Origin of the sequence: Leptolyngbya sp. DQ-M1, from assembly GCF_039962505.1 — a bacterium.
Lineage (GTDB): Bacteria > Cyanobacteriota > Cyanobacteriia > Leptolyngbyales > Leptolyngbyaceae > Leptolyngbya.
Genome location: NZ_JAMPLJ010000007.1, coordinates 174,183 through 191,719, shown reverse-complemented (window position 1 = coordinate 191,719; position 17,537 = coordinate 174,183). Strand labels below are relative to the sequence as shown.

21 protein-coding genes are annotated in these 17,537 nt (G+C 48.9%); 14 read left to right on the top strand and 7 right to left on the bottom strand.

Annotation, left to right across the window (positions count from 1 at the left end):
- Window positions 1-449: 449 nt before the first annotated feature.
- The 10 genes from NC981_RS20605 to NC981_RS20560 all read left to right on the top strand — a co-directional run bounded on the left by NC981_RS20605 (window position 450) and on the right by NC981_RS20560 (window position 7,741).
- Entirely contained in the window at window positions 450-962 is a 513-nt protein-coding gene (locus tag NC981_RS20605; RefSeq protein WP_348244640.1) for a DUF2808 domain-containing protein, read from the top strand.
- An 87-nt stretch (window positions 963-1,049) separates the two neighbouring features.
- Window positions 1,050-1,196 (top strand): 50S ribosomal protein L34, encoded by a 147-nt coding sequence (rpmH, locus tag NC981_RS20600; protein ID WP_072218036.1) that lies wholly within the window; start codon window positions 1,050-1,052, stop codon window positions 1,194-1,196.
- A gap of 8 nt (window positions 1,197-1,204) precedes the next feature.
- Window positions 1,205-1,552, top strand: a complete 348-nt coding sequence (gene rnpA, locus NC981_RS20595; RefSeq protein ID WP_348244639.1) for a ribonuclease P protein component — start codon at window positions 1,205-1,207, stop codon at window positions 1,550-1,552.
- Window positions 1,542-1,940, top strand: coding sequence for a PH domain-containing protein (locus NC981_RS20590; RefSeq protein WP_190375927.1), 399 nt, complete (start codon window positions 1,542-1,544; stop codon window positions 1,938-1,940). The genes rnpA and NC981_RS20590 overlap by 11 nt, the downstream gene beginning before the upstream one ends.
- 91 nt (window positions 1,941-2,031) lie before the next feature.
- Window positions 2,032-3,186 carry a membrane protein insertase YidC gene (gene yidC, locus NC981_RS20585; RefSeq protein ID WP_348244638.1) on the top strand — a complete coding sequence of 385 codons (1,155 nt, stop codon included), beginning with the start codon at window positions 2,032-2,034 and terminating at the stop codon, window positions 3,184-3,186.
- A 9-nt stretch (window positions 3,187-3,195) separates the two neighbouring features.
- Complete coding sequence (locus NC981_RS20580) at window positions 3,196-3,699, top strand: R3H domain-containing nucleic acid-binding protein (protein ID WP_348244637.1); 504 nt, start codon at window positions 3,196-3,198, stop codon at window positions 3,697-3,699.
- A gap of 110 nt (window positions 3,700-3,809) precedes the next feature.
- Entirely contained in the window at window positions 3,810-4,310 is a 501-nt protein-coding gene (locus NC981_RS20575; protein WP_348244659.1) for a YceD family protein, read from the top strand.
- Window positions 4,311-4,357: 47 nt separating this feature from the next.
- A complete protein-coding gene (locus NC981_RS20570) occupies window positions 4,358-5,881 on the top strand; it encodes an AAA family ATPase (protein WP_190375923.1) in 1,524 nt (507 codons plus the stop codon).
- Between the two features lie 3 nt (window positions 5,882-5,884).
- Entirely contained in the window at window positions 5,885-6,331 is a 447-nt protein-coding gene (locus tag NC981_RS20565) for a DUF29 domain-containing protein (RefSeq protein WP_348244636.1), read from the top strand.
- An 81-nt stretch (window positions 6,332-6,412) separates the two neighbouring features.
- On the top strand, window positions 6,413-7,741 hold the full coding sequence (locus NC981_RS20560; RefSeq protein WP_348244635.1) for an ATP-binding protein: 1,329 nt from the start codon (window positions 6,413-6,415) through the stop codon (window positions 7,739-7,741).
- A gap of 65 nt (window positions 7,742-7,806) precedes the next feature.
- On the opposite strand, the gene NC981_RS20555 is transcribed toward NC981_RS20560, so the two are convergent.
- The 4 genes from NC981_RS20555 to def form a co-directional block, all read right to left on the bottom strand.
- Window positions 7,807-8,817 (bottom strand): hypothetical protein, encoded by a 1,011-nt coding sequence (locus NC981_RS20555; RefSeq protein ID WP_348244634.1) that lies wholly within the window; start codon window positions 8,815-8,817, stop codon window positions 7,807-7,809.
- 151 nt (window positions 8,818-8,968) lie between these two features.
- Window positions 8,969-10,315: a PrsW family glutamic-type intramembrane protease gene (locus NC981_RS20550; RefSeq protein ID WP_348244633.1), complete on the bottom strand. Its 1,347-nt coding sequence runs from the start codon at window positions 10,313-10,315 to the stop codon at window positions 8,969-8,971.
- A gap of 151 nt (window positions 10,316-10,466) precedes the next feature.
- Window positions 10,467-10,670: a hypothetical protein gene (locus tag NC981_RS20545; protein ID WP_348244632.1), complete on the bottom strand. Its 204-nt coding sequence runs from the start codon at window positions 10,668-10,670 to the stop codon at window positions 10,467-10,469.
- Between the two features lie 59 nt (window positions 10,671-10,729).
- Window positions 10,730-11,293: a peptide deformylase gene (def, locus tag NC981_RS20540; protein WP_348244631.1), complete on the bottom strand. Its 564-nt coding sequence runs from the start codon at window positions 11,291-11,293 to the stop codon at window positions 10,730-10,732.
- Window positions 11,294-11,456: 163 nt separating this feature from the next.
- Here def and NC981_RS20535 point away from each other — a divergent pair, with 163 nt between their 5' ends.
- From NC981_RS20535 to NC981_RS20520, 4 genes are all read left to right on the top strand, one after another.
- Window positions 11,457-12,356 carry an ABC transporter permease gene (locus NC981_RS20535; protein ID WP_348244630.1) on the top strand — a complete coding sequence of 300 codons (900 nt, stop codon included), beginning with the start codon at window positions 11,457-11,459 and terminating at the stop codon, window positions 12,354-12,356.
- Between the two features lie 439 nt (window positions 12,357-12,795).
- Complete coding sequence (locus NC981_RS20530; protein WP_348244629.1) at window positions 12,796-13,767, top strand: ABC transporter ATP-binding protein; 972 nt, start codon at window positions 12,796-12,798, stop codon at window positions 13,765-13,767.
- A complete protein-coding gene (locus tag NC981_RS20525) occupies window positions 13,764-14,564 on the top strand; it encodes an ABC transporter permease (protein WP_348244628.1) in 801 nt (266 codons plus the stop codon). Before NC981_RS20530 ends, NC981_RS20525 begins: the two co-directional genes overlap by 4 nt.
- A 4-nt stretch (window positions 14,565-14,568) precedes the next feature.
- Complete coding sequence (locus tag NC981_RS20520; protein WP_348244627.1) at window positions 14,569-16,191, top strand: Gldg family protein; 1,623 nt, start codon at window positions 14,569-14,571, stop codon at window positions 16,189-16,191.
- A 51-nt stretch (window positions 16,192-16,242) separates the two neighbouring features.
- Here the strand turns inward: NC981_RS20520 and NC981_RS20515 are convergent, their stop codons facing one another.
- The 3 genes from NC981_RS20515 to NC981_RS20505 form a co-directional block, all read right to left on the bottom strand.
- A complete protein-coding gene (locus NC981_RS20515) occupies window positions 16,243-16,383 on the bottom strand; it encodes a high light inducible protein (RefSeq protein WP_190375911.1) in 141 nt (46 codons plus the stop codon).
- A 189-nt stretch (window positions 16,384-16,572) separates the two neighbouring features.
- Window positions 16,573-17,100 (bottom strand): FKBP-type peptidyl-prolyl cis-trans isomerase, encoded by a 528-nt coding sequence (locus NC981_RS20510; RefSeq protein ID WP_190375910.1) that lies wholly within the window; start codon window positions 17,098-17,100, stop codon window positions 16,573-16,575.
- Between the two features lie 37 nt (window positions 17,101-17,137).
- Window positions 17,138-17,461: a phasin family protein gene (locus NC981_RS20505; protein WP_190375951.1), complete on the bottom strand. Its 324-nt coding sequence runs from the start codon at window positions 17,459-17,461 to the stop codon at window positions 17,138-17,140.
- Window positions 17,462-17,537: the final 76 nt, after the last annotated feature.

Here is a 17,537-nt window from a genome sequence, read left to right as displayed (position 1 = left end):
GTAATCAAACAAGCAGATTTTCAAAAATTATAGATTCAGGAAATGTCAATGAAATAAAGATTTTTGCAAGTTTAGTTTCTCAAAGATTTAGGTAAAAAATGCTATGAAAATCGACAGATTTTATAATTTGAAATCTAAATTCAATCTGTTTAACATTCTTGCGAATCTTAATAGAACAAAGGCTCTGTTAAACTTGACTTGAATTGATTGGTACAAAACCCGCTGTGACCTAAGCGCTCCAAAAACTACACTTCTGGCTGGCGACACCCTTCCTTTACCACTGCTCGGTTTATTAGAAATTGACCCGGAGCAAATTTCTTAATCAGGAACAAAACGATCGACGATCGCGTCTTCACACCGTATCCCCCTATGCAGGTTCCTGCTACTCTCAGTATTAATTCACTTAACCCTTACTCATCTTTTTCTTTATGCTACTGAAAAGAAATTCAATGCGTCGCGCCGTTTCAGCCCTTGCGATCGCAGGTAGCCTCCTCGCAAGTGTACCCTTGGGTGCGATCGCTCAAGGTTTACCGGGTCTGACGCTCTTCAGTGGCGTTGGAGCAGGCAAGCAACTCAACTATCGACTCGACTTTGGCGGAAACACAGGCTCCTGGGATCGGTACCGCTTCCGGGTTCCCCGTGACAAAGTGAAAGTCGCGATCGCACAGTTCTCGATCGACTATCCCAACTACTTCAAAGGCACATTCGACCCGAAAGAAGTCGAACTGTTAGTCAACGACAAAAAAGTTGCGATTCAAGAAGTGAAGTGGGAAAAAGACAACTATGTGATCGAAATTTTCCCCCAAGAACCGGTTCCGGCTGGTTCTAACGTTGAAATGATTTTCTCAAACGTTCGCAACCCCAACAGCGGCGGTATGTTCTACTTCAATTGTCGCGTTCTGTCGCCTGGAGATGTCCCCTTGCTGCGTGACATCGGCACCTGGATTGTGACGATTCAGTAACCGAAAATCGTGATACGCTAGTAGACTGTGACTTTTCCCACGGTCTACTTATTTTTTGCTTGGGATTAATTTACTGGAGCCACAACTATGACAAAGCGCACTTTAGGCGGAACAAGCCGCAAGCGGAGACGGGTATCAGGATTTCGTGCCCGGATGCGGACGAAAAATGGACAAAAAGTGATTCAAGCACGCCGTAAAAAAGGACGCTTGCGCCTCTCTGTTTCAAGTTCCTGATCCCGGTTTTGCTGCCCCAAGAAAATCGCCTGAAACATCGACGAGATTTTGATGCCGTTTATCAGCGAGGATTTCGTCGAGGTTCACGTTGTTTCACCCTAAGAGCGCTGAAATGCCCTGAACAGCCGACCCGTATCGGTATCTCAATTAGTAAAAAGGTGAGTAAACGCGCAGTGATTCGCAACCGGATTAAACGCCAGGTTCGATCGATTTTGCGAAGTTTTCTCCCTCGCACGAAACCGGGATATGCGATCGTCATCGGCGTGCGAATCGAAGCGACCGAGTGTGATTATTCTCAATATCTGCAAGAATTAGAGCAGCTATTGGTTAAAGCTGAGGTGCTGAATGGCAATTAAAGAAGAAGTCTTCTACGAAGGTGGGCCGCATATTGGGGACTTGATTATCAACGTTCTTCTAGGTTTTACCGTGATTTGTTTGCCGCTCACGGTCGGTTCGATCGTCCGGGCGCTTTGGCTGCGCTATCGCATTACTAATCGCCGCATTAGTGTCGTTGGTGGCTGGCAAGGGCGCGATCGGGCGGATGTTATTTATTCAGAAATCACGAAAGTCGTCACTGTCCCGCGCGGGATTGGAGCCTATGGCGATATGGTGTTAACCCTCCGCGACGGAAGCCGCATCGAATTACGAGCGATTCCCAAGTTCCGGGAAGTGTATGACTTTATCAACGAACGGCTTTCAGACAGAGCCAAAAAAGTTAGTGGCAGTCTCGGAAGTCAACCTTAAAGTTGCCACCCTGAGCGCTACACTGGATTTGGCATTTTCGATTCTGAAATGCCTTGATCACTTTAGACCCTATTAGGTAGACGTAAAGCGAATGGACTTTGGTGTAGGCTTCTTATCCAATAACGTGATGCTGCCGATCCTGGATTTTTTCTATGGGATCGTACCGAGCTATGGGTTGGCGATCGTAGCGTTGACTCTAGTCATTCGCTTTGCCCTCTATCCGCTTAGCGCAGGTTCAATCCGCAGTATGCGCCGCATGAAGGTGACTCAACCTGTGATGCAAAAGCGCGTTAAAGAAATTCAGGAACGATATAAAAATGATCCTGCAAAACAGCAGGAAGAAATGAGCGCAATCTACAAGGAGTTTGGCAATCCGTTAGCGGGGTGCTTCCCGGTAGTCTTGCAGATGCCAATTCTGTTTGCGCTGTTTGCGACGCTCAGAGGCTCACCCTTTTCAGATGTGCCTTACACGGTGAACTTCCAGATTGCGCCTCAAGCTCAAGTTGAGCAAGTTGCACCCCAAGCGTTTGTCACTCCGCCACAAAACATTTACGTGGCAGATGGTATTCACGCGAAAATTAGCGCGATCGCGCCGAGTGGTACGAAGTTGGCTGTCGGTGAGAAAACCAAGATTGAATTTCAAACTTTAGACGGCAAGCCATTTACGGAACTGGAAGCGCAATATAGCAGCAGCCTAACGCCGAGACTGAAAGCTACGACTGGCGCTGAGCGCATCAAGATTAACGAAGACGGCACGATCGAAGCGCTTCAGCCGGGAGATGCGACGGTTCAGGCATTTATCCCTGGATTGGCTGCGGACAAAGGCTTCTTGTTTATCGATCAGCTTGGGCGAGTCGGTGCAGTTGATCCAGATGGCACCTTCCACTGGGACATCATCGGTATGGTGGTTTTCTTTGGGCTCAGCCTTTATATCAGCCAGTTGATTTCGGGACAGGGTTCGACAGGCAATCCTCAGCAAGACACCATCAACAAAGTTACGCCTGTGATTTTCTCTGGAATGTTCTTGTTCTTCCCCTTGCCCGCAGGTGTGCTGATGTACATGGTAATCGCGAACATTTTCCAGACGGCTCAAACCTTCCTTCTGTCGCGTGAACCGTTACCTGAAAATCTTCAGAAGTTAGTCGAAGCGGAAGCTGGGGCAACTGCGAAAGCTAGCGGTGGAAGTGCAAAGTCGGATGGCGATGATCCGCTCCCGTTTGAACCTGGCCGTAAGAAGAAGGCATAGTGGGGACGTATGGCTGAAACTCAATTGCAGCAGCGGGGACAGCAGTGGCTCGAAACTTTTCTGAAGCTGGCTGCTTTTCCCGCAACCGTAACCCCGGAAGTGCGAAATACCTTTGCTGAGAAAAGTTGCTGGTTGACGATCGACCATACTTCCCTGCAGCCTGCTCAGATCGAAGCGCTACTCGGTAGCAATGGCGCGGTTCTTGATTCGATTCAATATTTGGCAAGTGCGATTCTGAATATTGGGCAAGAAGAGCAGATTGCTTACACGATCGAAATCGATGGCTATCGCGATCGGCGACTGAAGGAACTGACTGCGATCGCTGAATCTGCCGCCAATCAAGTGCGAGAAACCGGTGAAGAGTACGAAATTAAAGCGCTTTCTTCAGCCGAGCGTCGTCAGGTGCATTCGATTCTTCAAAGCAGCGATGACATTGAAACTTACAGTCGGGGTCAAGAACCCGATCGGCGACTGGTGGTTCGTCTCGCTGGCTCTGGTTCAGACGAAGCATAGTTCGGATAAAATTCGTTAGACTAAGAAAGCGGAGGATTTGTACAAGCAAGTTTTCCGCTTTTTCCATGTGGATCGCTCAATTGCGATCGTTCCCTTCAGCATTAAGCCGTATGGAAGCTATTCATATTCCCCGCCTGATTCATTGCCCTGAGCACACGCAGACGATCGAGTTCAAGACACTCCTCGAAAATCTGAAAACTCTGACTCCGGTTCAAGGCTGGATTAAAATTACGCATCAAGGCAATTTTCTCGAAGTTTCCGCCAAAGCAGAAACGATCGTCACTTTGACCTGTCATCGCTGTTTGCAGCAGTTTAATCATCGATTAGCGATCGAGTCGAGCGAGATGATTTGGCTCGATGAGACGGCTGATCAACTGGAGGAATTGCCGCTCGATCGCGATCTTTCAATGGATGATCTGGTTGAAACGCTGCCGCCGAACGGTTACTTTGATCCAGCAGCTTGGCTGTATGAGCAGCTTTCACTCGAAATTCCCCAGCGCCAACTCTGTGAGCAAGACTGTAAGGGCATTGAAGTAGTGGACGAGATTAAAAATCCAGGGATTGATAGCCGTTGGGCAGCCTTACAAACGTTGAAGGGTCATCTCAATTAGCCTGATGTTGTACGGTAGAAGAAAGACCGTACAACATCAAGCTATTTATGAGTTTTAGCGACGAATTCAACCTGCTAATCCGGGCGCGGTATCCGATTATCTATATTCCAACTCGTGAGGAAGAACGAGTCGAAGCCGCGATCGCTCAAACTGCGAAAGCACAGGGCGATCGTGCCGTCTATATCTGGGATTTTGTCGATGGCTATCAAGGCAATCCTAACGATGTCGGATTTGGAAAACGCAATCCCCTGCAAGCGCTTGAATTTGTTGAAAAACTGCCGATGAGTGCGCCCGCAGTTTTCATTTTGCGGGACTTTCACCGATTTTTAGAAGATATTTCGATTTCGCGGAAACTGAGAAATCTAGCTCGATTGCTGAAATCTCAGCCCAAAAATCTGGTGCTGTTATCGTCTCAAATTTCGATTCCTGATGATTTGAGCGAAGTGCTGACCGTGTTAGAGTTTCCGCTTCCGGGTGCAACGGAGATCAAAACTGAGATTGAACGGCTTCTCAGTGCAACAGGTCAGCGACTTGAGAATAAGACATTGGATGAATTGGTGCGATCGTGCCAGGGATTGTCGATCGAGCGAATTCGGCGCGTTCTGGCACGGGCGTTCGCGCTCCACGGTGAACTGCGCCCGGATGATGTTGAACTGATTCTTGAGGAAAAGCGCCAAACCATCCGCCAAACTCAAATTCTCGATTTCTATCCAGCCAAAGAAGATATTTCAGATATTGGAGGATTGGATAACTTAAAAGATTGGCTACTCAGACGAGGCGGATCATTTAGCGATCGCGCTCGACAATACGGTCTGCCGCATCCGAAAGGCTTGATGCTAGTTGGAATTCAGGGAACGGGCAAATCGCTGACGGCAAAAGCGATCGCGCATCATTGGCATTTACCGTTACTGCGCTTGGATGTAGGACGATTGTTCGGTGGCTTAGTTGGGGAGTCAGAATCGCGCACTCGCCAAATGATTCAGCTTGCCGAGGCGCTTGCCCCCTGTGTGCTGTGGATCGATGAAATTGATAAAGCCTTTTCTGGCGTGGATGGTCGCAGCGATTCTGGTACGACCAGCCGAGTGTTCGGAACCTTCATCACCTGGATGGCGGAGAAGAAATCGCCGGTGTTCGTGGTTGCAACCGCCAACAATATTCAAGCGCTTCCACCAGAGATGCTAAGAAAAGGGCGATTTGATGAGATTTTCTTTGTGGGACTGCCGACGCAGGAAGAACGTCGATCGATCTTTTCCGTTCATCTTTCTCGCCTGCGTCCGCACAATTTGAAGCAATATGATCTCGATCGACTAGCCTACGAAACACCAGATTTCTCAGGAGCTGAGATCGAGCAGACTTTAATCGAAGCGATGCACATTGGCTTTAGTCAGAATCGCGACTTTATGACCGATGACATTCTGGAAGCGGCAAGTCAGATCGTGCCACTAGCACGGACTGCCAAAGAACAGATTGATTTCCTGCAAGACTGGGCAGCCGCTGGAAAAGCGCGGCTTGCTTCAAAGCATAGTCAGTTAAGCGATCGTATTCAACGCCAACTTCAACAACCGGAATAGATTATGACTCAGGCAACACAACGGCTGCTTTATGAAACAGATTACGTACAGTGGATTGAGACGACCGTTGAACGTCTGCGAAATGGCGACTATGACAGTGTTGATTGGGAGAACTTGCTCGATGAGATTGAAGACATGGCGCGAAGTCAGCGACGCAGTTTGAAAAGCAATTTAATTGTTGTGTTGCTGCATCTGCTGAAATGGCAGTATCAGTCTGAGAAACGCAGTGGTTGCTGGGAATCAAGCTTGTTAGAACATCGACATCGGCTTCAAGATGACATTCAAGACTCTCCCAGTCTCAAGCCTTATCTTGAAACGATTCTTGCCGAGTCGTACATCAGAGCAACAAAACAGGCAAAAGCTGAAACAGGTTTACCATTACAAACCTTTCCTAGTGAATGCCCTTATGATGTTGCCTCGATTCTTGATGATGATTTTTTGCCCAATTGAATCCAGAGGAGCATTAGGACAAGGTTCATCGATCGTAAGCTTTAGTGCTACTCTAAGACTCTGAATTCCTATCCTAGTCTTATGTCTCAGCCTAAACTTACAAAGCGTGTTTCAACTGCCTTAGTCAATGCTCTAAGTGCAGGCGTTGTGCCGCGAGTGGGTTTAGAGCATATTGCTGTGGGACGCGAAAAGGAAATTGCCGCAATTCGCCAAGATTTTGAGCATATCGCGAATGGCGGTGCGGCGTTTCGATTTGTGATTGGGCGGTATGGAGCCGGGAAAAGTTTCACGCTGCAACTGATTCGCAATTTGGCGATGGAAAGCGGATTTGTGGTTGCAGATGCGGACATCACACCCGATCGACGCTTAACGGGAAGCCAAGGGGCAGGAGTCGCAACTTATCGTGAACTGATGCGAAATTTGGCGACTAAAAGCCGTCCTGAAGGCGGGGCATTGACGATTATTCTGGAACGCTGGATTGCAGCGATTCAAGCGCAAGTGGCACAAGAAACCGGAATGAAGCCGAATGAAGAAGGCTTTGATCAGCAAGTCGAAGCGCGAATTCGATTGGTGACTCAGGATGTTGCGGATTTAGTCAATGGGTTTGATTTCGCGACGGTGATTATTGCGTATTGGACGGGATATCGATCGAATGATGACACGAAAAAAGAATCGGCACTGCGTTGGCTACGAGGAGAGTTTTCAACCAAAACCGAAGCAAAAGCAGCGTTAGGGGTTCGGGTAATCATTGATGACGATTCTTGGTATGACTACATTAAATTAATCGCTCGATTTGCGGCAGATATTGATTACAAAGGCTTGATTGTGATTCTCGATGAAGTGGTGCATTTATCGAAGATTCCAACTGCGATCGCTCGTCAAAACAATTACGATAAGCTCCTTGCAATGTTCAACGATGCGATGCAGGGTAAAGTCAGTCATTTAGGAACGTTGATTGGTGGAACACCGCAGTTTTTAGAAGATCCGCGACGGGGATTGTATAGCGATCCGGCTTGGCAGCGTCGAACGGCGCAAAGTCGCGTGGTGCAATCGGATGCGATCGACACTAGCGCTCCAGTGATTCATCTTGACCCGCTGAATGATTCTGAACTTCAGGGGTTATTGCAGCGAATTGCGATCGTCTTTTTTACTCACTATGAGTTGAACAAGCAGTTAACTTCGGATGAAATTTCTCGATTTATCGCAGCAGTACGGAGTGGCAGAGTCGGAACTGAAACGCGACTCACTCCAGGCGAAATTATTCGCGATTTTATGACCGCATTGAATCTGATACAACAAAATCCGCCGCTCAAATTCAATGAACTAATTAATACTCAGCAATACCAATCTGCAACAGTCAGAACAACACAACCCGCAACAGATGACGAATTTGCTGAATTCACGCTTTAAATAAAAAATTCGCTCTCCAAATTTTAAGGAAAATCTAGAGAGCGATCGAGCATTAACCTTTGCGACTAGAAGCCTGCAAAGTTATAGCCAATTCCCAGAAGAACGCCCACTGCGGCTTGACCCGTCACAGAAGCATTCACTGAAGCCGTTGCTGTAAACTGCGACGAAATGGGCACATCAATTCCACCCGTCAGCAGCAGACCGACATCACCGCCGCGACCTGTCGAAATGGCTGCACCGATTCCCAAAAAGGGAGCCGCCGTAAATCCTAAATCACCTGTTACACTTTCACCGAAGCTAAAGTCATAAGTGATAGGCAGAAGAATCGCTACATCGTCAGCAAACAACACAGATGGGCGAACCGAGAAATTCCGCGTTAAGCCAATTTTGCTTAATAACGCAAAGCTGCCTTCACCTAGAGCAATGTCGCCGTCGCCAATTCCAATGTTGCCGCCAACTCCGACGTAGCTAGAACCGGAACGGGTCGCACGACCAGGCGCAAACTCGCTAGCTGGCGTGGTTCCAGGGGTTGTCCCAGGAGTTGTGGTGTCGGGCGTGGTGGTCGTGCCCGGCGTTGTCGGTGTACCAGAAGGCGTGGTGGTCGTGCCAGAAGGCGTTGTTTCAGGCGTGATGGTCGTGCCGCCCGGTGTTGTGGGCGTACTAGAAGGCGTGGTGGCGGGTGCAACGGGTGTTGCATCTTGTGTCGTGCTCGGAGTGGTATTGCTCGGTGTCGTATCTGCGGGGTTTGTCGGATTGCCCGCAGGAGTGTTTCCCGGAACCGATCGACCCGGAGCAATTTCGCTCGGTGTAGAAGGTGTTGTTTGTGCCACCGTAAAGCGAGCGTCAGCCGCAAATCCTTGGCTTACAGGAAGCTGATTGATACTGATCGCAGGTTGACCCAATGATGCTGCACCATTTGAAGCAACAGAACGGGTAGCAGCTTTAACTGTGCTGGGTTCTTGTGCATTCGCCTTGAGTTCACCTGCAACGAGCGCGATTGAGATAAGTGACAGCGGTAAAAAGAGTTTTAGCGCTGCTTTTGGCGCACTTGCGCCAAGGCGTGGATTCAAAGTCATAGTCGAATGATTATCGTTTGAGTTTAATGGCGATGCAGGCGTGGAAATACCTGTAATTCGAGCCTAATGCTCAAACTTGTAAACAACTTCTTACTTAAGTTCAAGTCAGAAGTTGTTCGGTGTATATCGCAGGATAGAGTTTTTCGTCGCGCTAGGATTTTAGGCGAGTAGCGAAGTTCTGCGATCGCGTGGGTGATATGCTCCGGGCTTTAAGGATTGCGGCAGCCAGAAAGGCGTAAGACACCATTCCCACTAATGCCAAAAGAATTTCGCTGACGCTTCCCATAACGTTCCAGAGAGCGTGAAGTCCAGACGCGGTTAAATAACCGATCAACAGGATCAGCCAGCTTTGGCGCGATTTTAGGACTGCCAGCCCTATGAAGTATCCAAAGTAACCGCTATACGCCATGTGTCCTGCAGTTGCGCCTAATAACCGCGGGATCAGCACTTGTAAGCCACGCAGTTGATCCCATCCGGTTCCGAGTTGCAGCGATGTTGTTTGAATCATGTCGGGAACGTATTGCCCCAAAGTTTCTATTAGGGTAAAGCCAACGGCGGATGCTGCTCCTAGAAGGATGCCGTCCAGAGGTTCCCGGATGCCGACACGATCGTTCCACGGAGCAGGCAGAACGCGCCCAATTAGAAACAACGCACCTAACGGCAGTGCTTTTAGCAGTTCTTCCATGAGTCCCGCGCCAAAGAACATCCGAATGAATAACATCAACGGATTGATTGGTTCTCCGGGGGTTGGAACTTGTCCAGGCAGCACTTCTCGAAACAGTGCGACAAATAGCGGTAAGACGGGACTCCGGAGTAAGAAATAGGTTCCCATGGCCGAGAGAGCCATTACCCACCAGGGCTTGCGCTTTCCGCACAGTCGATAGACGAAGTAAAATCCGACTAGGGCAATGTAACCTGCTAATAGACGGTTAAATAATAAAGGCTGTCCGACCGCAACGAATAAGCCCACGACAAAGACGATCGTCACCACGCTCGGAACGAGGAAGGCTTTGTGCGTCAGTTCTCGTCCGGTGGAAACGATCGGAAACAGTTGCGTCAAGGTGACGGGATCGGCTGGAGTTAGAGACGGAGAAATTGCTTCTTGCTGAGTCGCCACGGCGACCTCGCGATTGAACTCTACCAGATACTCAAAAATATATTCAGGTCCATCATTGCCCAAAGACACGCGATCGCCCGGCTGCAAAAGCTGACATCCTCGCAATTGCTGTCCATTTAGATAGGTGCCATTAGAACTGTTGAGGTCACAAATCCACCAGGCTGGGCGTTCTCCGGCATTTGGTTCACTGGGTCGCACTTCAGCATGACGACGCGAAACCGAGGCAAACCGCAGCGGATCGACGACAATTTGACAGCGAGGATCACGCCCGATCGCGATTACTGCGTCGATGGGTAGGGAATGTACCAGTAATTTGGGATTTGCAGGATCGTCGATCGACAGTTGCCGCAGGCAAGCGATCGGACTAATTTCGCCCGTCATGGAAGAAGTTCAAGCAGTGAGCGTTTGCTAGAACCATACAGTAAAACCAGGGAAATGATGATAATTTCCAGCACGTTATTGAAGATAGGGCTTCAGTCTTCCGATCGCGCTTGAGCTTGAGCAATCGGCAGGTTCTAGGTTTTTTATCGGCTTATTGATTATTGGCTCTTGCATCGGCAACTGCGGCAATAAAGCTAACGATCGTCAACGGGGCGCTAATCGCCAAAATCGCTCCGGTGACTACAGTTCCATATTCAGGATTTCCGGATGTGAGTTCAAACACGCACCCGACTGCGGCGATCGCGGCAACACAGGACACGCCCAGAAATAAACCGCTTTTCGGTGTCATTATCATAATTCTTGCCTCTAAGACTGAAAAACCGTCAGGGGTGCTGACGGTTTGTTTAGTCTTTATTATCCGACGGGACGGACATCATTTGCTGAGAAGCCGCGTTTTTTCAGTTCTTGGTTCAGTGCCAGTTTGTTTTCGACGCGATCGACGAACAAAACACCATTCAGGTGATCGATTTCGTGCTGAATACAGCGCGACAATAATCCATCAGCCGCCAAGGTTCTCATCCGTCCGGTTTCGTCTTTGAAAGAAACTTCAATTTCTTCTGGGCGCTCGACATCGAGATATACACCGGGAATGCTGAGGCAGCCTTCTTGGCCGCTACAGGTTGTCGTGCCTGATTTTTTAATCACGGGATTAATCAGCACCAGCGGCGAAACTTCGGGTTTATCTGGCTCGATGTCTACGACGATGATTTGCTTGTGGATGCCGACTTGAGGAGCCGCAAGCCCGATGCCGTCTTCGCTGTACATGGTTTGCAGCATTTGCCGGACGATTTCGCGCACTTCATCATCCACCTTCGCCACTCGTTTTGCAGGCTGACGCAACACGCGATCGCCCATGTGGTGCATCTGTAACGGTGGATTGTCTAATTTCTTCTTCTCGACCAAAACTGAGGAGGGCATGGGATGTGTCACCTAAAACTGAGGTTCAAAGGTCGGAGTGATTCCGTGTTGGTTCTATTTTAGCGAATGGGTGACGAATTCAGTGGGTAATCCGGATGCTGGTTTTAATTCTGAATGTTACAAGGGGGTCGCACTGTGAAAATTGTTTTGTGGGAGGAGGAGGATGTTTCGGTTCTTCACCAAGTTCGATTATTTGTGGCGTGAGACGTGGCTGGGCTTGCGGCGTGGCGGCTGGATGAATTGGGCAGCGGTGAGTATGGTGACGGTGCTGCTGTTTTTATTTGGCATGAGTTTACAGGCTTCTTGGCAGTTGGAGAGCTTGCTGACTCAGTTTGGCAGTCAGCTTGAGGTTTCTGCTTATTTAGAAACTGGGGTGGCGGCGGATGTGCTGCGATCGGTGGTGGAAAAACTGCCGGAAGTGGCTTCGGTGCAGGATGTTTCTAAAGAGCAAGCCTGGAGTAGTTTGGTGCAAGAGTTGGGTTTGTCAAACTTAAAAGATGCAACGCAGCAGCTTCAAGGCAATCCGCTGGTGGATGAGTTACGGGTGAAGGCGCGATCGTCGGAGGCGGTTCCGGCTTTAGCGGAGAAATTAAAGAACATTCGCGGGGTCGAAGAGGTTCAGTATGTGAGCGAAGCGGTTCAGAGAATGGCTCAACTGAGTCGGGGATTTAACTCGATGAGTACCGCCATTATTGGGTTGCTGACGGCAACGGCGATCGCGGTGATCAATACGACGATTCGATTGATTGTGTTGGCGCGTCGCAAAGAGATTGAAGTGATGCAGCTTGTCGGCGCAACTCGAAGCTGGATTTATTTGCCGTTTCTGACTCAGGGTGTGGTGTTTGGGGTTGCAGGATCGGCGATCGCTTTTATGCTGATTCAGGCGATCGAAAAATTTATCCGGCATCAATTGAGCGGACAAGCGGAGTTTGTGCAGTTTTTGACGACTGGGGCAGTTAGACCAATCGAGGTGATCGCGCTGCCGTTGATTCTATTGGCGTTTGGCGCAATGGTTGGATTTGTGGGTAGTGTGTTGGCAGTGCGGCGATTTGCCAGGATTTGAGAAGAAGTTTAGGAAGGAGCGCGAGCACTGAAATTGCTCTCCGAATCACTGATACCGAATCAATTTATTAATGCGACAGATCTTGGAAGCCCCCTAAATCCCCCATACTGGGGGACTTTGAGAATCCGAAACAGATTTGGCCTGAAGTCCCCCAGTATGGGGGATTTAGGGGGCGAAGGATCTGTCGCACTCAAAAATCAATTTGGTATGAAACAGCAATCGCGAGGACTGAAATTGCAATCGCGAGGACTGAAATTGCAATCGCGAGAACTGAAATTGCAATCGCGACCACTAAAGACTACTAAAACAGTGCATCCGATCGCTGATCTCAATTTTGAGAAAGACTGAGAGCAAATCGTATCGGTTTGCGTCAAAATGCAGGCAGTCGCGGCAAAACTTTGCTACTCTACGAGACTGCGACCCTAGTTCTCTCAGGTTTATGATCGAAGTTGAGCATCTCAGCAAAGTTTATGGTTCAACCGCAGCGATCGAGGATGTAACTTTTTCGGTCGAAGCAGGCGAAATTCTCGGTTTTTTAGGACCTAACGGTGCTGGAAAAACTACCACGATGCGAATTCTGTCGGGCTATCTACCAGCGAGCCGAGGAACGGCAAAAGTTGCAGGGTTTGAGGTGCATGAGAATTTGATGGCGGTGCGGCAGAAGATCGGATATTTGCCGGAAACGCCGCCGCTTTACCCTGAGATGACAGTTCAGGGATTTCTCAACTTTGTCGCACAGATTAAGGGCGTGAGTGCGGGCGATCGTCCGACTCGAATTCAAACCGCCTTGGAAAAAACCGGATTAGTAGACAAGCGCAAAACGCTGATTCGTAAGCTGTCTAAAGGGTATCGACAACGAGTCGGAATTGCTCAAGCGATTGTGCATGATCCCCCTGTAATTATTCTCGACGAACCCACGGTCGGACTTGATCCACGCCAAATTATCGAAGTGCGGAATTTAATCAAGCAACTCGCGGGCGATCACACCGTTATTCTCTCAACGCATATTCTGCCAGAAGTGAGTATGACCTGCGATCGCGTCACGATTATTAATCGCGGTCAAGTGGTCGCAACCAATACGCCGGATCAGTTAATGGCGCAACTCAATCGCGGTTTGGGCTACGAGTTAGATGTGGAGGGCAATTGGAACGCGATCGAGCAGTGCTTAAACTTAGTTGAAGATGTGCAATCGATCGAGCAACTCTCAGGTTCAGATCAACGTTATCGCATTCGTGTAATATCGCAATCCGAAACAGAACCAGGACGGGAGATTGCCAGTGTCCTAGTGCGAAATGGGGTTGGACTGTATGAGATGCGACGCATGCAAGCCAGCTTAGAAGACGTGTTTTTAGAGCTAACGACCGAAGAGAAACCTGTAGAAGACGCGATTGAGGGAGAGCCAGAAGCATGAAGACAGTTCTATTCAACACTTTGGCGATCTATCGGCGAGAATTGCTCAGCTACTTCACGTCGCCCTTAGCGTATACGATCGCAGCCGTGTTCTGGCTGATTTCTGGCTTTCTGTTTACAGTAACGCTCGATGGAGTGATCCAACAGGCAGCCCAGTACGATCAAGCCGCCGCCGCAGGAATTAGAACGGCTCCGATCGACATCCCTTATGAATTCATCCGCACGATCTTAGGAGTGATTGGTTCACTATCACTGTTTGTATTACCCGTTCTATCGATGGGGCTATATGCAGAAGAGCGCAAGCGCGGCACCTTAGAATTGCTAGCGACATCACCCTTAACGAATTGGGCGGTTGCAGTGGGGAAATTACTGGGTGTGATGACGTTTTTCTTTACGATGTCATTACCGTTACTGCTATATGAAGCGATCGCGCTCTCAAATATTAATCCACCGATTCAACTTAATGTTCTATTGCTGGGTCATGCTGGGTTGCTTCTACTGGCTGGAGCAGTCTTGTCGTTAGGAATGTTTATGTCATCTCTAACAGATAGTACGATCGTTGCTGCAATTTTCACATTCGCGTTAGTCATGGCGTTGTGGGTTGTGGATTTAGTGGCAAAAAATTTTGGGGGTGCGATTGGAGAAGCGCTCGGACATTTATCCTTACTAAAACACTATACAAACCTGATCCAAGGCATTGTTGATACCAGTAGTCTTGTGGTGTTTGCAAGCTACATTTTTCTTGGAATTTTTCTGACGGCTCAATCGATCGATACCTTCCGTTTCCAGCGTTCCTAGTGTTATGAAAAGACGCTTAAATTTCGTAAAATTTCTGATTCTACCGGGCGCAATGCTAATTCTTGCAGGCATTTCCGCTGGGATTATCTCTGGAGCTTGGGGAGCGATTCCAACCGGATTGATCATCGCAGGAATTGTAGTAATCGGCTTGTGGATGTTACTAATGGGACGCTTCAAAGATCCATTAGAGCCAAGCTTTTGGAGAAGACGATCGACGCAAGCCAGCACCAATGCGATCGTGAGTACGATCGCGGTTCTCGTGATTCTTGGTTTGATTAACTTCCTCGCAGTCCGATCGGCACAACGAATTGATTTAACCGAATCTCGGCTCTTCACCTTGTCGCCCGAATCTCAGCAAGTTTTGCGAGAAATGCAGCAAGGCGTAAAGGTTTGGGTGTTCTCCGGCGATCGCAATCCTCAAGATGTCGATTTACTGGAAAACTATCAGCGCAGAACGCCGAAATTTACCTTTGAGTACATTGATCCTCAGACAAATCCAGGTCTAGCGCAAGCGTTTGGGATTAAGAATGCAGGCGATAATCGCGATGTGTTTATCGAACTGCAATCGAGCAAGCGCCGCCAATTTCTGCAAAGCATTTCCTCGCAAGCTAGACTTTCTGAAAATCGGGTCACGAATGGAATTTTGCAGATTACGAGCGATCGACGCTCTAAAGCCTATTTCCTTCAAGGTCACGGAGAAAAATCGCTCACCGACGGAGAAGGGGCGATTTCTAACTCGGTCAAAGCTTTAGAAGAAAAGAACTTTACCAGCGAACCGCTCAATCTGGCTCAACTGGGGAAAGTGCCAGCGGATGCTTCTGTGGTTCTCGTTGTCGGTGCGACTCGCGCCCTGGCAGAAGGTGAAGTGAAAGCCCTCCAAGATTACTCAAATCAGGGTGGAAACTTGCTCATTGCGATCGACCCCAACATTAAATCGGGTCTCGATGCGCTGCTTGGAACTTGGGGAGTCAAACTCGACGATCGCATTGCTATTAACGCACCCGATCAGCGATTAACCAACGCAGGCCCCGCTGTGGCTGTCGTCACGCAATACGGTGCTCACCCTATCACCAAAGACTTTGGCAACGGTATTTCGTTCTACCCGATCGCACGTCCGATCGACATTACCCAGACCCCAGGCATTCAAGCGACCCCACTTTTGCTAACCGATCCCCAAAGCTGGGCAGAATCCAACATCAAGCAGCAACCCCTTAAGCTAGACGGCGGCGATCGACCAGGGCCCTTAGCGATCGGAGTTGCGCTTGAACGCATCGTTACGCCGACTGTTTCCCCGTCTCCCTCCCCTAGTCCAAGCCCGACTGCCTCCCCTTCTCCAAGCCCCACAGCCTCACCTGCCAAACCCGCGAGAATGATCATTTTCGGCAATTCCACCTTTGTCGTCAACGGCTTTTTCAATCAGCAGCTTAATGGCGATGTTTTTCTCAATTCCGTTACCTGGCTGAGTCAAGACCAACTCCAGCCGCTCTCCATTCGTCCCAAAGAAGTGAGAAATCGCCGCATTGTTCTCACCAATGAACAAGCTGTGCTGATTGGATTTTTAGCGTTAGGACTTGTGCCCTTATTCGGCTTTGTGAGTGCTGGTGTGGTTTGGTGGCAAAGGCGCTAAAAAACCTGGGGTAACGTTACCCCAGGCGCATAACGATAAACCCAGTGAGAATTACATCAAGCCCAACTGAGCGAGAATGCCTTTTCCGGTCATTAGCTCAGTCGCAAGACCGATCGCCAAGCCAAGCATAGCCAAGCGACCATTCCAGCTTTCAGCGAAATTGGTAAACCCAAACTTTGCCTTTTTCTCCATGTCCATTCCCTCTTTCAGAAGAAAGATTACGATACATAAGTTAACACTTCTTAAAAGATTTGACCATCATCAGATGTGAAGACGAACGATTAAAGCGCTTCGATGGCTCTGTGTCATCAAGCATTTCGCCATAAAAATAAGCCCTCCAGCACTAACACTGAAGAGCCTGAAAAATCACTAAATTGCGACTTAGCCAACCTTAAGCAATTCCACATCAAAGAGCAGTGTCGCATTCGGTGGAATCGGGCCAATGCCGCGACTGCCATAACCTAAGTCTGGTGGAATCTCCAGCATTCTTCGTCCGCCGACTTTCATCGTGCCGACTCCTTCATCCCAGCCCTTGATCACTTGACCCACACCGATCTTGAACTTAAACGGCTGACCCCGATCGCGGGAACTATCAAACTTCGTTCCGTCGGTTAACGTGCCCGTATAATGCACCGTCACGACTTGACCTTCTTGGGGCGTCGCGCCCGTTCCTTCAACAACCTCGGTGTATTTCAGTCCAGAAGCTGTTGTGACCGTTTCTTTATTCTCTGCGTTAGGAGTTGTCATAGGTTTAAGATCAGCAGCTTGAGCCACTTGAACAACAGGAGCAGTCTCGGTTTCGGTTAGGTTTGCCGCGATCGCACTGTCCCGCGAACCCGTTACTTGTGCCACAATCAGCAGCACTACGCAAACCACCATTACACCAAAACTGATCAAAATCTCTCTCATCGATCAGTCCTCTCGAATGTGCTTTCTAATTCTGACACTATTTCCAGAGCTTATTTTCTAAATCGCGCAGTTGGCGTTCTAAGCGATCGAGTCGTCCCCGCAATTCATCCATCTCGGCTTGACGCGGTACACCGAGATCCATCAGCATATTGCGAAGCTGACGCTGCATCTGAGCTTCAAATCCGCCCTGCTCGGTTTTCAATTGAGTCATCAAATCATCAACAAAGCCCTTTGCTTGCTCAGGGTCTAGCTTGCCGTCTTTTACCCACTGATCACCCACTTGTTTGAGTCTTTCGGTAACCAGAGAAGTTGTCCCCACACCCAACATCAGAAGCTGCGTGATCCAATTATTGTTATCCATGATTTTTTGTGTAGCCTGATCGGTTCCGCTTACGTCCATTGTGGCAAATCTCGATCGATTCGCAACAGGACGGTTT

Coding starts and splice junctions, on each gene's coding strand:
- NC981_RS20605 (WP_348244640.1), top strand. CDS start 450: ATGCGTCGCGCCGTTTCAGCCCTTGCGATCGCAGGTAGCCTCCTCGCA.
- rpmH (WP_072218036.1), top strand. CDS start 1,050: ATGACAAAGCGCACTTTAGGCGGAACAAGCCGCAAGCGGAGACGGGTA.
- NC981_RS20590 (WP_190375927.1), top strand. CDS start 1,542: ATGGCAATTAAAGAAGAAGTCTTCTACGAAGGTGGGCCGCATATTGGG.
- yidC (WP_348244638.1), top strand. CDS start 2,032: ATGGACTTTGGTGTAGGCTTCTTATCCAATAACGTGATGCTGCCGATC.
- NC981_RS20580 (WP_348244637.1), top strand. CDS start 3,196: ATGGCTGAAACTCAATTGCAGCAGCGGGGACAGCAGTGGCTCGAAACT.
- NC981_RS20575 (WP_348244659.1), top strand. CDS start 3,810: ATGGAAGCTATTCATATTCCCCGCCTGATTCATTGCCCTGAGCACACG.
- NC981_RS20570 (WP_190375923.1), top strand. CDS start 4,358: ATGAGTTTTAGCGACGAATTCAACCTGCTAATCCGGGCGCGGTATCCG.
- NC981_RS20565 (WP_348244636.1), top strand. CDS start 5,885: ATGACTCAGGCAACACAACGGCTGCTTTATGAAACAGATTACGTACAG.
- NC981_RS20560 (WP_348244635.1), top strand. CDS start 6,413: ATGTCTCAGCCTAAACTTACAAAGCGTGTTTCAACTGCCTTAGTCAAT.
- NC981_RS20555 (WP_348244634.1), bottom strand. CDS start 8,817: ATGACTTTGAATCCACGCCTTGGCGCAAGTGCGCCAAAAGCAGCGCTA.
- NC981_RS20550 (WP_348244633.1), bottom strand. CDS start 10,315: ATGACGGGCGAAATTAGTCCGATCGCTTGCCTGCGGCAACTGTCGATC.
- NC981_RS20545 (WP_348244632.1), bottom strand. CDS start 10,670: ATGATAATGACACCGAAAAGCGGTTTATTTCTGGGCGTGTCCTGTGTT.
- def (WP_348244631.1), bottom strand. CDS start 11,293: ATGCCCTCCTCAGTTTTGGTCGAGAAGAAGAAATTAGACAATCCACCG.
- NC981_RS20535 (WP_348244630.1), top strand. CDS start 11,457: ATGTTTCGGTTCTTCACCAAGTTCGATTATTTGTGGCGTGAGACGTGG.
- NC981_RS20530 (WP_348244629.1), top strand. CDS start 12,796: ATGATCGAAGTTGAGCATCTCAGCAAAGTTTATGGTTCAACCGCAGCG.
- NC981_RS20525 (WP_348244628.1), top strand. CDS start 13,764: ATGAAGACAGTTCTATTCAACACTTTGGCGATCTATCGGCGAGAATTG.
- NC981_RS20520 (WP_348244627.1), top strand. CDS start 14,569: ATGAAAAGACGCTTAAATTTCGTAAAATTTCTGATTCTACCGGGCGCA.
- NC981_RS20515 (WP_190375911.1), bottom strand. CDS start 16,383: ATGGAGAAAAAGGCAAAGTTTGGGTTTACCAATTTCGCTGAAAGCTGG.
- NC981_RS20510 (WP_190375910.1), bottom strand. CDS start 17,100: ATGAGAGAGATTTTGATCAGTTTTGGTGTAATGGTGGTTTGCGTAGTG.
- NC981_RS20505 (WP_190375951.1), bottom strand. CDS start 17,461: ATGGATAACAATAATTGGATCACGCAGCTTCTGATGTTGGGTGTGGGG.